This window comes from Desulfovectis peckii (assembly GCF_055391705.1).
In genome coordinates, this window is sequence record NZ_AP042409.1 from 844160 (window position 1) to 857166 (window position 13007).

The following is a 13007-nucleotide window of genomic DNA, read 5'->3' on the forward strand; positions in this document are numbered from 1 at the left end:
TGATGAATAATGAGTACATAATTGAAATGATCGGCATCACCAAAAAGTTTCCCGGTGTACTGGCCAATGACCGGATTAATTTTAACGTAAAACCGGGAGAAGTGCATGCTTTGCTGGGCGAAAACGGTTCCGGCAAAAGCACGTTGATGTCTGTTTTATGCGGATTGTATCGTCCGGATTCCGGAAAGATTTTTGTTGACGGCAAGCAGGTAAACTTTAAAAGTCCCAAAGATGCAATCAACGCCGGCATTGGTATGGTTCACCAGCATTTTAAATTGATCGATAACTTTACAGTGGCAGAAAATATAGTGCTGGGTTCTGACAAGTTAGCCTTCTTTTTACGCATGGACAAAATAGAAAAAGAACTGGCGGATTTATCGGCAAGTTACGGTTTGCAAATCAACCCGGCAGCAAATTTAAGCGAGCTTTCAGTTGGGGAAAAACAACGGGTAGAAATTGTTAAAATGCTGTACCGCGGCTCAAAAGTATTAATTTTGGATGAGCCGACCGCAGTGCTCACGCCGCAGGAAACACAGGAATTGTTTGTTATACTGAAAAAGCTAACTGCCAAAGGCCACGCAGTAATTATTATTACTCACAAAATGCAGGAAGTAATGGAAGTAGCCGATCGGGTGACAGTACTACGGCGCGGCAAGGCAGTGGCTACTTTAAAGCGCAGTGAAGTTAACCCTAAACTTTTGGCTCGCTTGATGATCGGGCAGGAGATTGCGGTAAAAGCTAAACGCAGCAGTGTAGCTTTGGGCAAAAAAGTTCTGGAAATGTCCGGAGTGTGCACTAAAGGCAGCGAGCACCGTGTGGGCCTAAAAAACATCGACTTATTTATCCGCGAGGGGGAAATTCTCGGCATTGTGGGCATTGCCGGTAACGGCCGAAGAGAACTTGCCGAGTCTATTGCCGGTTTACGCAAAATTACGCAAGGGAAGATTCTGGTGGATGGGCAAAATATTGCCAATCAATCTCCGCGGGAATTAATTAAAACCGGTGTAAGTTATATTCCGGATGACCGGTTGGGCACCGGCCTGGTACCGGCACTGGGGGCAGTAGATAACTTAATTATGAAGACTTACCACGGAAAACTGAGCAGCGGACGGATGATTAACTTTAAAAAAGCTGAAGCTTATGCCCGAAAGTTAATTAACGATTTTGAAGTGAGCTTACCCAGCTTGCACGCTCCTGTTAGACTCCTTTCCGGCGGCAACCAGCAGCGACTGCTTTTGGCCCGCGAGCTGGCCGAGAACCCCAGATTAGTGGTTGCTTTTTATCCTTCCCGCGGCTTGGATATTGCCGCTACCGAGGCAGTGCACAACCTGCTGATTAGGCAGGCTGAGCGGGGCAGTGCCATCATGCTGGTATCTGAAGATTTAGGAGAAGTATTTAAATTATGTACGCGGGTTGGTGTTTTATATAAAGGAAGATTAATGGGTGTACTAAATGTAGAAGAGGTAACGGCTGAACAAATCGGAATGATGATGTTAGGCACCAGTTTTGCGGAGGTTAAAGCATCATGAAATTTCCCATTGAGCTGGAGAAAAGAGCAGCTGCTTCACCGGTAAGCTCTTTAGTGATACCGATCATTTCGGTTTTTTTGGCTCTGCTGGTTGGAGCGCTGTTCTTATGGGCATCCGGACATAATCCCTGGCAGGCATATGGGGCAATGTTTAACGGAGCTTTTGGTTCAAAATACGGAATATCGGAAACTATTGTTAAGGGTATTCCGTTAATGCTGTGTGCACTGGGCATTTCTCTGGCATTCCGCATGTTGCTGTGGAATATCGGGGCGGAAGGACAACTTTATATGGGTGCTTTTGGTGCTACCTGGGTAGCGTTGACATTTCCCGATGCTCCGGCGATAGTACTTATCCCGGCTATTTTTTTGGCAGGTACCCTTTGCGGTGCCTTTTGGGGTCTTTTGCCGGCAATACCGCGGGCTTATCTGGGGGTAAACGAAATTATTACTACCTTAATGCTTAACTATGTAGCTATTCTTTGGGTGAATTTCTTTATTTACGGACCCTGGAAAGATCCCAACGCCCTTAACTTTCCGCTTACCCCTGAGTTTTCAGAAGCGGCCCAACTGCCCACCCTGTTTGGCACACGTATTCACTTGGGATTGATTATCGCAATCCTATTGGCCGTGCTGATTTACTATGGGATGAAATACAGTCGTTTTGGTTATGAAATTAGGGTAATCGGTGAAAGTCCGGCAGCGGCACGCTATGCCGGTATCAGCATTTCTAAAAACATTCTGCTGGTGATGCTGGTCAGCGGTGCCATTTGCGGCTTAGCCGGAGCGGTTGAAGTTTCCGGTTTGGCCCATCGTTTACAGGACGGTTTTAGTCCCGGTTACGGGTATACCGCCATTGTTGTCGCTTGGCTGGCAAAACTGCATCCGGCGGCAATTATTGTTGTTTCCGTGCTGTTTGGCGGTCTGCAGGCCGGTGGCTTTAGTTTGCAGAGCAGCGGCATACCGGCGGCAATGGTTTCCATGTTGGAGGGCTTAATCTTATTTTTTGTGCTGGGTACTGAAATTCTCACCCGCTATAAAATTAAATTTTCTAAACCCAAAACCCAAAAAACAGGAGGGGAGAAAAATTGGAAACAGGCATATTAATAACCATTTTGGCGGCTTCTGTTACTGCCGGCACTCCGCTCCTATATGCAGCATTGGGTGAAATACTTACCGAACGGTCGGGAATATTAAACTTAGGCGTGGAAGGCATGATGCTGACCGGGGCAGTCTGTGGCTTTATTGCCGCACAAATCACCGGCAATCCTTGGGCCGGTGTGATGGCCTCACTGTTGGCCGGAGGCTTAGTAGCCTCAATTCATGCCTTTTTGACCGTATCATTAAAGGCCAATCAGGTTGTCTGTGGCTTGGCCCTGACTACATTTGGCATCGGTTTGTCCGGATATTTAGGCAAACCTTTTATTGGCCAGCCGTTGTCCAACCCATTTAGACCGATAGAGCTGGGCTTTTTGGCAGATATTCCCGTTATCGGCCCGATATTTTTTCAACAAGATCCTTTAGTTTACTTAAGCTTTGTATTTGTTATTGTCGCTTGGTTTGTTATGTTTCATACCAAAGCAGGAATGCATATGCGGGCGGTGGGCGAAAACCCGGCCGCAGCCGACGCCATGGGTGTCAGTGTTTCTAAAACCAGATATTTTTATACCATTATCGGCGGTATGCTGAGCGGTTTAGGGGGCGCATATCTTTCCTTAGCCTATGCCCCGGCTTGGATGGAAAATATGACTGCCGGCCGAGGCTGGATTGCGGTGGCTTTGGTTATATTTGCCGCCTGGAAACCAATGCGCGCTTTGCTCGGCGCTTATATGTTCGGAGCAATTGATGCCCTTAACTTTAGATTGCAAGTAATTGATGTCAACATACCTTCTTATTTTTTAAACATGCTGCCCTATCTTAGCACAATCTTGGTATTGATTATCGTCACACGCAAAATACAATCTCAGGCTGCGGACGCACCCCGCTCACAAAACAGCGGTGTGGGCGCACCCGGAGCGCTGGGGTTTGCCTATGATCGGGAAGAGCGATGACTGTTACAGAAAAGAGGGACATTAAATGCAATTGCTTAAAGAACGCATACTTAAAGAAGGAAAAGTAGTTTCGGACAGTATATTAAAGATAGATTCCTTTTTAAACCACCAAATTGATCCGTTTTTTATGAAAGCGGTGGGCGAAGAATTTGCCAAAAGGTTTCAAAATCGGGAGATAACCAAAGTACTGACGGTAGAAGCATCCGGCATAGCAGTAGGTTTAATGGTGGGCTTAGCCTTAAAGGTGCCGGTGGTTTTTGCTAAAAAGAAGCTGGCTTCTACATTAGATCACCGCTATTTTAGTTCTACCGTGTATTCTTTTACTAAGAAAGAATCGGTGCAAATATTTGTTTCCAAGGCGTATTTAAAACCGGAAGACAAAGTACTTATTATTGATGATTTTTTAGCCCGGGGTGAAGCCCTTAAGGGTCTCCTTAGTATTGTTGAACAGGCACAGGCAACCGTTGCCGGTGTAGGTATTGTTGTGGAAAAAGCCTTTCAGGACGGCGGCAAAAAATTGCGTGAAAAGGGCATAGAAATACAATCGTTGGTTAGAATTGCCAGCTTAAAAAACGGCCAAGTAAAATTTTGCGAATAAAATACATGGTATAATAATTAGCTAATTACTACTATATGTTGTAGGCAGCAAAAAAATTTTTTCCACATTTCGTTTGCAGTGGGAACTATTTCTGGGTTGCTTTCGTCTATCTCTTACGGAGGTGCAAAAAATGAAAAGGGTACTATTAGCATTAGTTGTTGGCGGGTTGTTAATTGGCGCACCCTTAGCCTACGCAACGGTAAGTGACCCAGTTACCAATGATAATAAACCGGCAACGGTGACGGAGATGAAAATAAGCAATCCGGTATCCGGCAGTCAAGTTACCTGGTCGGAATTTACCGCATTGCTTTCAGATAAAATTGCTGGTTTAGACAGTCAAACTAAAAATATTTTTGACAACAATCAAGTGCTGACTTATGAACAAGCAGCCAAAGGAATTGCGGCCGTTCTGCAGCAAGAGGGAATTAATGTAGATCCCTTCGGCAAAGAAGATGAGACGGTAGCCATACTTTACAAATTGGGTTTAACCTCTACACTGCCCGATAAAAATGACGCTGTGCTTACTAAACAGGCGGCAGAAGAAATTGCTGCTCATTTGCCGGCGGTATTAAACTTAAAGCCTACCGATAAAAATATCTATGGGGTGAGTTATACCCTTACACCTTTAGGCAAACAGCAATATAATCTGCAGTTGATGTGGGGGCGCAAATCTTCCAGCGGGTACAGTATCGAAATTACTGATACCTTAATGATTGGCAATACTTTATATGTTGGCTACCAAACAAATGAACCCAAAGAAGGCTGTGCTTATTTAACCGTAATTACTCATCCGAGTGATGCAGTAATAATCAAAGCGCAAGATATGCCGCAAAAAGTTGTATTAATAAATGAAAATAACTAATAATACAAAAAAAACAACTCCATACCGGAGTTGTTTTTTTACTACATAAACTAAATATAAAAAAGGAGGAATTTTATTACTATTGGCGAATAGGCTATGCTATGATGTTGATAAGGAGCTGGTAGCAATGACAAAAGAAATTGCAATTCCGGAATTTATTGGAGAATCAGATGATGCCTTGGTGTTGGTGCTGCCAACCTTAAAAGATGAACTTTCCGGTTTATTAGAAAAATATTACGCCGGAGAAACCCTTAACTATTCTTTTGGCTGGGAATTGGTAAATATAGCTAATGATGAGTACTTGATCGTGCTGGATATTGACTGGGAAGACGGCAGCAGTGCCGTAATAGGCTTTACCTCTGAAATGTGGGAAATATTCAGACACGCAAGTTCAAGACAAAACCTGATACTAATGCTGGATTGGGAACTGATTATGAAAGGCATTGCCGGCGGAATTGACCATCATGGGGATTTTAAACCGCAGGCCATTTTAATCAGAGGTGTAAACCGCGGCTTGCTTAATTTGTTAGAACAAGCAGAAGAACTGGATCCCATAGAAAAACAAAGCGAAGACCTAGAATACCTGTTTGACGTGTTAAGGGAAATACAAAAAGAAAAATATTTGCTTCATTAAGGAACTAAGGCACAGCAAGCTCTAAAATTCGCTGTGCTTTAGTTTTTGAGCCGGCATAGGCATTTAGCCGGCTAAAGCATAAGGTCAATTGCCTTATAGACTTCTAACAGACCAGGCGTGGGCTTCGTACCAACTAATATATAGCGGAACGCACAAAGACCGACTCCGGCAACAACCTTAGCGTACAATAAGGCGTATCGCTCATTTAGCGACACGCCTTTTTTGTTACTAACTTAAATTATTGGGTTCTATAAACACCGTCGGCATTTATTTTTGCTGAGTTTTTGGGAACGAAAGTTTTACAGCAGGTCTCCATACAAGTTTGGGCCGGTGTCGGTGAAATTTCTTTAGCCATGCTGCAGTCTATTTGATCAGGCTGCTGATTGCCAAACTCATCATTAACAACGATAATTTCGTTCGCTACGCATTTGTTGCCTTCTGCCCAGTAATGACAAGTGTTGACCGCACAATGAATATGTTGATTGCCCATACATTCACCTCCGAATTTATTTGTTAATAGTATTGGTTTTTACAAAAATAAAATGCTAAAAAAAATATGGAATGTCAGCAGAAAACTTCGGCAATTTTTGTTTATGATAAAAGCTTATACCGATTAGAGTAAAACAACGGTATAATAAAAAGTTATAAATGAAATAACAGGAAGTTTAATATTTGTGTTTAATAGATAATATTGGCATTATTTATAAGGAGGGTTTGTATGAAAGGCAAATTTTTTATTATCAGCACAGGCGCAATAGTAGGGCTGTTTGCTGTAGTGCTGGTAGCAATGGGCAATCCGGCTAATATGGGTTACTGTATCGCCTGCTTTTTGCGGGATATAACCGGAGCACTTGGGCTGCACCGGGCAGAAGTTGTGCAGTACATTCGCCCGGAAATTGTCGGACTGATATTAGGTGCCTTTATCACCGCCATTGCCACCAAAGAATTTAAAGTAGTTGGCGGTTCGGGAACATTAACCCGCTTTGTTTTAGCTTTCTTTGCGATCATCGGTATGTTAATGTTTTTGGGCTGCCCGTTAAGAATGTTATTGAGAATAGCCGGTGGCGATTGGAACGCTATAGTGGGCTTAGTTGGATTAATTGTAGGGGTATTCATTGGCACAATGTTCTTAAAGCATGGATATTCATTAGGTAAGGCGACGGTGCAAACAAATAAGTTCGGTGGTTATGTCATGCCGCTTATAGGCGTAGTACTATTAATTTTTCTGTTTGCCAAGCCGTCATTTATATCCTTTAGTCAAGAGGGTCCCGGTTCAATGCATGCCCCGGTATTAATTTCTTTAGGTGTTGGCTTGCTGGTGGGCGTTATGGCTCAGCGCTCCCGTTTGTGTCTGGTTGGTGGCATCCGTGACTTTATTTTCTTTAGAGATACCCATCTATTATCCGGTTTTTTAAGTATTTTTATTGTGGCACTAATCGGTAACTTAATAGTAGGCAACTTTAACCCCGGATTTACCGGACAGCCAATTGCCCACAATGACGGTTTATGGAACTTTTTAGGTATGACATTGGCCGGTTTGGCATCAGTGCTGCTTGGCGGATGCCCGCTTAGGCAATTGATTACCGCAGCGGAAGGCAACGCTGATTCTGCAGTTACCGTTCTGGGTTTAATGGCCGGAGCCGCTTTTGCTCATAATTTTGGTCTGGCTGCAAGCGGAAACGGCGTTACCGGTGGCGGTCAAATCGCAACGATAATCGGTTTGGCGGTAGTGCTGGTAATTGGCGCCTGTGGCATAATGAAAGCAAAAAACCTGGGAGGTGCAGCAAATGTCAACAGTGATCGACGCTCAAGGTCTGTCGTGTCCTGAACCGGTCCTTTTAACCCACAAAGCTTTAAATGAATTAAAAAGCGGAAGAGTAGAAGTAATTGTCGATAACCATACCGCTAAAGAAAATGTTACCCGAGCAGCCGAAAATTTAGGCTGGAAGGTTAAGGTAAACGATCAGGGAGAAAAAATTATTTTAGAACTAACTAAATAACTGTTTATCCCGTAAGTATTTACATATTCATGAAAAGGACTTTATATAACCCAAGGCTTTGGCTTTGGGTTATATCTTTTTATTTGCAGTTAATTAAATACTGCTTTTTATATTATAGGGAAGACATAACAATGGATATTTTTCTGACAGCATTAATAATGCGATTTTTACTGATTGGTACGGCGGTGGCATGTGCCTGTCATTGCCTGTTTTTTTGTTATCTTATCCACAAGGAACCGATACAAATTTTATGGAATATATAGAAGTTATTACACTAAATCACAAAGGAGTTTGCTTATGAAGTTTCGTATTATTATACTGACAGTATTTATTGTTTTATTGAGCACTGTCACCGGCTGTGGCTGTGACTCCTCAGACTATATTAAAGCCACGGTCACCAGAGTGGTAGACGGGGATACCATTCGTGTTGACATCAACGGTAAAGAGGAAGCGGTACGGTTAATCGGCGTTGATACTCCTGAAACGGTGAAGCCGAACCATCCGGTAGAACCTTACGGTAAAGAGGCCTCTGAATTTACCAAAAAAAAGTTAACCGGCAAAACGGTATACCTGGAAACCGACCTTGAAGAGCGGGACAGATATCAGCGGCTGTTGGCTTATGTTTGGTTGGAAAAACCTAACGGAATTAATAATCAAGAAATTAGAGAAAAAATGTTTAACGCCATCCTTTTGAGAGAAGGCTACGGTCAATTGCTGACCGTTCCTCCGAATGTAAAATACAGCGATTATTTTACTGAATATCAAAAAGAAGCGCGGGAAAATAACCGGGGTTTATGGGGATTGCAAGAAACAGACGAAAACAACAACAATGAACCGGCTGCCGAACCAATAACTGCCAATAGATATATTGGCAACAAAAATACTCGCAAATTTCATCTGCCAACCTGCACTTCGCTGGATAAAATGAGTGAAGCAAACAAAGTCTATTTTAATGAGCGGCAGGAAGCATTGGACGCAAATTTTGTGCCTTGTGGCAATTGTAAGCCATAAAGAACAGGAGATGAAAAAACATGCAGCAAGATTCTGCATATAAAAAATATACCCTACTGGCAGTAACCACCGCTTCTTTTCTTACCCCCTTTATGGGTAGTTCCATTAACCTGGCAATTCCCTCTATAGCCGCTGAATTTAATGCCAGTGCCTTAATAATTAGTTGGGTGGTCACCAGTTACATTCTTGCTTCGGCAGCTTTTTTAGTGCCCTTTGGCCGCTTGGCGGACATTGTCGGCCGCAAAAAAATATTTATTTTAGGAATTTCCTCCTTTGCCGCTTCATCTTTGTTGTGCGCTTGGGCTTGGTCGATTGAATCTTTGTTATTTTTCCGCGTGGTGCAGGGCATTGGCAGCGCGATGGTTTTTGCAACTGCCATGGCCATCCTGACTTCGGTTTACCCACCGAAGGAACGCGGCAAAGCTTTGGGTTATAACGTATCTACCGTCTACATCGGCCTGTCACTGGGGCCGGTAGTTGGCGGGGCACTTAACCACCATTTTGGCTGGGAATCCATCTTTTACCTGTGCACACTGATTGCCGTGGCCTCTTTACTGATCACGTTGAGTAAACTAAAAGGAGAATGGGCCGGGGCAAAAGGCGAAAAATATGATTTTGCCGGTGCGGTGCTTTACGGTGTGGGCCTGGTGTTGTTTATGTATGGTATTTCCAGTGTAACCACCGAAGTGTTTGGTAAATATTTTGTTGTCTTAGGGCTTGCGCTGCTGCTGGTGTTTATTTGGTATGAAATGAGGGTTGAGCAGCCGGTGCTGAATGTAAAGCTGTTTCGAAATAACCTTGCCTTTACCTTTTCCAACCTGGCGGCACTGATCAATTACTCGGCCACTTTTGCCACTACCTTTGTGCTTTCACTGTACTTGCAGGTGGCTAAGGGGTATAACTCCCAGGAAGCCGGCCTGATTTTGCTTGCCCAGCCCATAATTATGGCTTTGTTGTCACCATATGCCGGCAGGCTTTCTGACCGGATTGAACCGCGCATTGTGGCCTCTATAGGCATGGCCTGTACAACAATGGGCCTGTTTTTGCTGTGTTTCTTAACTCAAAATACACCTATTTGGCTGATTATGACTGATTTGTTCATTTTAGGTTTTGGGTTTGCCTTGTTCTCTTCTCCTAACAGCAACGCAGTGATGAGTTCGGTAGAAAAAAGGTTTTACGGTATTGCTTCATCCACACTTGGTACCATGCGGCTTACCGGTCAAGCTATTAGTTTGGCCATTGTCACCTTAATAATCGCTCATTTTTTAGGTAATGTGGAATTAACCCCCGCTTACGCCGGGCAGTTAATTACCAGTGCCAAAGTTTCCTTTATTATCTTTACAGTAATTTGCTTTGCCGGCGTTTTTGCCTCATTGGCGCGCGGCAATGTACGCAAAGAAGAACCCCTGGCCTAAAAAATAAGAGCGTAATTAGAAGAGCATAATAAAACCGTTTAAACGTTTATACGTTTAACGGTTTTTTTTGTATTTTATTGAGCGTCGTAAGTGTAAGTAGAAAATATACTGCATTAGTGGGCCATTTATGTCCAACGCATAGACCGTTAATAACTTATTACACTGATTACTAATTTAAGTTTAAAAGATTAAGTACTAAGTAATAACATTCCCAATTGATTTTATCAATACCCGGTATCGGTACTATATATTGTACTTTCTATAACAACATTATTTATAATATAACTGAAAAGTGAAGGCAGGTACAAATCTGTTAAAGAAGTCACTGCCTTGATAACAACTTTATAATATCGTTGGCTTAACGAGTTACTTTGCATTGAAGGAGGCGGAAACAATGTAGTACTGATTTTGCATATATTAACCAATAAATTGAAAATTTAGGAGGATTAACCATGACAGAAGAAAAGAAGCAAATGACTAGTGCAGAGTATATGGATAATGCCACGATGAATAAGTCACATTATAAGTTCTTGATATTATTAGCATTAGGTTACACATTTGAGCAGATTGACGTTTTTAATTTCTCTTTTGTCGCACCCGCACTTAGAGACTACTGGGGCGTATCCATGGAATGGATTGGTTTGGTTAACTCTTGTACTTTTATCGGTATGTTGGTCGGTTGTTGGATAGGCGGTTGGATTGCTGACCGTATCGGCCGTAAGAAAACATTTTTAGGCTCAATTTTAATGTTCTCTATCTTCTCTTTAATTAACGGTTGGGCGCCTAACCCGGAAATATTCTTAATTGCCAGAACACTCACCGGTGTTGGTATGATGAGCATGGTAGTAGTTGCCATGGTGTATATTGTAGAGTTATTACCGGCTGCGGTAAGAGGGAAATGGCAGGCTATTGCTTTAGCCACAGGACTTTTAAGCATTCCTCTGCTTGGTCAAGTATCCTCTTGGATTATACCTCATTCTCCTGATGGTTGGCGCTATATTATGTACGTCGGTGGTTTCGGTTTCGTTGTATTGGCTTTTGGTAAAAGCTGGTTGAAGGAATCACCCCGTTGGCTAATTAGCAAGGGCCGTTATAAGGAAGCTGAAGAAGCAATCCAGTTTTACAGACCGGATGTTAAGGTGGATATCAGTGCGGAAGCACGCGGTGAAATTAAAGTACAACAAACGGAGGAAGTTACGAATTTTCTTGAAGTACTTAAGTTCTTATTCAGTAAAGAATACAGGAAAAAGACATTGGTATTGACCAACTTAGTTGTTTGGAACACTGTCGGTTACTTTATGTTCTTTGCTTGGATGCCTACCCTGCTCAGTGAATATGGCTTTTCCCTGGAAGATGCTTTGTGGATGGTGGCACTTGTATCCTTTGGTAGTCCGATTGGTAACTATATAGCTGCCTTTTTCACTGATAAAGGTGGCAGGAAAGTTCCAATTGTAACCTACGGTGCAGTAATCGGTGTACTCACAGTGCTTTTCGGTACCATTCATATTCCAATGTTTATTGTGATTGTTGGCTTTATAATCAGAATCCTGATGGACGGTATCTTCGTTCTGATGTGGTCTTACCTGGCAGAGTCCTATCCCACCAAGTTTAGAAGTAGCGGTACGGGCATTATCTTTAGTACGGGCCGTATCTTAAACGTCGGTGCCATGTCGTTAGTTCCTATTATTTATCAACAATTTGGCTACAGCGTTCTGTTTGCCATTATCGGTGCTATGTACCTGGCAATAGCCTTTGTAACCGGTATCTGGGGTGAAAGAACTGCTTGCCGTTCACTGGAATCAATTTCCGAGGGCTGTGATGAGGAGTCATCCGGCACGGTAACCACAGGAGAGCTTGCCGGCGCCAAAGCAAAATAATATTTTAAAAATGCAATGTTGCTCGTAAAGCTTAAAAATACCCCTCTGCGTTTTCATTACATGCAGAGGGGTATTTTTTAATTACAGCTCTAAAAATTAAAGGACAGCAATGTTATCAACCAGTGATTTTAAGAAATCATTAATAATCTTAGGCATTTTGTATTTAGGATTGATCACATAGCCAACTGAAATGCTGGTATCAAGGTCAGAAATCGGTATAGCGCGAATTAAACCATCCTGCAAATAAATATCGTTTTGTGACATTTTTTCCGGAAAGAAAGCCACGTAATCCGAGTACTCAATCATTTTACGAATGGTGTTAAGATCATCTGTCCGAAAGACAATATTAGGTTTTTCAATTTTATTAAAAATAAAGCTCAGCCCTGTATTTTGCGTTTGGAATTCTTCGCGATAAGCAATATATGGGGCAGACAGAAATTCTTCAAAACTGATGCTTTCTTTATTGTACATTGGAGAACGCTGCCCCACATATAGTACATAGCGATCCTCGAATAATTCATGGTATTCAAGGGTACCTAAATCTAATAAATGGTTATAGAGAATTATCCCCAAACTTGAAATACCGGAAGCTACATTATGAATAGTTTCTATACTTTCAGCAGTTTTAATAGATAGTTTCAAAGGATGTTGTTTCTCCTTTGTTAGATTCAGTATACATTGGGGAATTAAAAGATCACAGACACAGGGTATCGCTGAAATATTAATCATTTCTTCTTGATATTTTGGAGAAAGTGCACGTATTTCATCAATTATAGAAAAAATTTCTTTCGCTTTTTCTATAACTTGTTCCCCAAGTTGGGTAGGTTGCACACCTTTGTAACTACGTTCCAGCAAAAGGATATTAAGCTCATTTTCTAAACTTGTAATGGCAGAGCTTAAAGTTGATTGTGAAATATAATTCTTTTCTGCGGCAATAGAAATCGATTTATACTTGGCAGCTTCAATTAAATAGAAAAACTGACTTAATTTCATAGTTAACACCACCTTTTCTAATACAAATTACATAATAAATT

Annotated in this window: 13 protein-coding genes; 11 read left to right on the top strand and 2 right to left on the bottom strand. The window is 42.2% G+C overall.

Annotation, left to right across the window (positions count from 1 at the left end; translation table 11 throughout):
- The first annotated feature begins 2 nt into the window (after positions 1-2).
- The 6 genes from ACZ5NG_RS04245 to ACZ5NG_RS04270 all read left to right on the top strand — a co-directional run bounded on the left by ACZ5NG_RS04245 (position 3) and on the right by ACZ5NG_RS04270 (position 5670).
- Positions 3-1529, top strand: coding sequence for an ABC transporter ATP-binding protein (locus tag ACZ5NG_RS04245; RefSeq protein ID WP_464252754.1), 1527 nt, complete (start codon positions 3-5; stop codon positions 1527-1529).
- The gene (locus tag ACZ5NG_RS04250) at positions 1526-2632 is read left to right on the top strand and encodes an ABC transporter permease (protein WP_464252755.1); all 1107 of its coding nucleotides are present in this window, start codon (positions 1526-1528) and stop codon (positions 2630-2632) included. The genes ACZ5NG_RS04245 and ACZ5NG_RS04250 overlap by 4 nt, the downstream gene beginning before the upstream one ends.
- Positions 2614-3576: an ABC transporter permease gene (locus ACZ5NG_RS04255; RefSeq protein ID WP_464252756.1), complete on the top strand. Its 963-nt coding sequence runs from the start codon at positions 2614-2616 to the stop codon at positions 3574-3576. Before ACZ5NG_RS04250 ends, ACZ5NG_RS04255 begins: the two co-directional genes overlap by 19 nt.
- A gap of 25 nt (positions 3577-3601) precedes the next feature.
- A complete protein-coding gene (locus ACZ5NG_RS04260) occupies positions 3602-4174 on the top strand; it encodes a xanthine phosphoribosyltransferase (RefSeq protein ID WP_464252757.1) in 573 nt (190 codons plus the stop codon).
- 130 nt (positions 4175-4304) lie between these two features.
- Complete coding sequence (locus ACZ5NG_RS04265) at positions 4305-5036, top strand: protease complex subunit PrcB family protein (RefSeq protein ID WP_464252758.1); 732 nt, start codon at positions 4305-4307, stop codon at positions 5034-5036.
- Between the two features lie 82 nt (positions 5037-5118).
- Complete coding sequence (locus ACZ5NG_RS04270; RefSeq protein WP_464252759.1) at positions 5119-5670, top strand: hypothetical protein; 552 nt, start codon at positions 5119-5121, stop codon at positions 5668-5670.
- Positions 5671-5908: 238 nt separating this feature from the next.
- Here ACZ5NG_RS04270 and ACZ5NG_RS04275 read toward each other — a convergent pair whose 3' ends face one another.
- Positions 5909-6160, bottom strand: a complete 252-nt coding sequence (locus tag ACZ5NG_RS04275) for a DUF1540 domain-containing protein (RefSeq protein ID WP_464252760.1) — start codon at positions 6158-6160, stop codon at positions 5909-5911.
- A 228-nt stretch (positions 6161-6388) separates the two neighbouring features.
- On the opposite strand from ACZ5NG_RS04275, the gene yedE reads away from it, so the two are divergent.
- From yedE to ACZ5NG_RS04300, 5 genes are all read left to right on the top strand, one after another.
- Positions 6389-7498, top strand: a complete 1110-nt coding sequence (gene yedE / locus ACZ5NG_RS04280) for a YedE family putative selenium transporter (protein WP_464252761.1) — start codon at positions 6389-6391, stop codon at positions 7496-7498.
- A complete protein-coding gene (locus ACZ5NG_RS04285) occupies positions 7458-7670 on the top strand; it encodes a sulfurtransferase TusA family protein (RefSeq protein ID WP_464252762.1) in 213 nt (70 codons plus the stop codon). The genes yedE and ACZ5NG_RS04285 overlap by 41 nt, the downstream gene beginning before the upstream one ends.
- A 297-nt stretch (positions 7671-7967) precedes the next feature.
- A complete protein-coding gene (locus tag ACZ5NG_RS04290; protein WP_464252763.1) occupies positions 7968-8681 on the top strand; it encodes a thermonuclease family protein in 714 nt (237 codons plus the stop codon).
- Positions 8682-8701: 20 nt separating this feature from the next.
- A complete protein-coding gene (locus tag ACZ5NG_RS04295; RefSeq protein WP_464252764.1) occupies positions 8702-10096 on the top strand; it encodes an MFS transporter in 1395 nt (464 codons plus the stop codon).
- Positions 10097-10548: 452 nt separating this feature from the next.
- A complete protein-coding gene (locus ACZ5NG_RS04300; protein ID WP_464252765.1) occupies positions 10549-11973 on the top strand; it encodes an MFS transporter in 1425 nt (474 codons plus the stop codon).
- A gap of 96 nt (positions 11974-12069) precedes the next feature.
- Here the strand turns inward: ACZ5NG_RS04300 and ACZ5NG_RS04305 are convergent, their stop codons facing one another.
- Positions 12070-12966: a LysR family transcriptional regulator gene (locus ACZ5NG_RS04305; protein WP_464252766.1), complete on the bottom strand. Its 897-nt coding sequence runs from the start codon at positions 12964-12966 to the stop codon at positions 12070-12072.
- Positions 12967-13007: the final 41 nt, after the last annotated feature.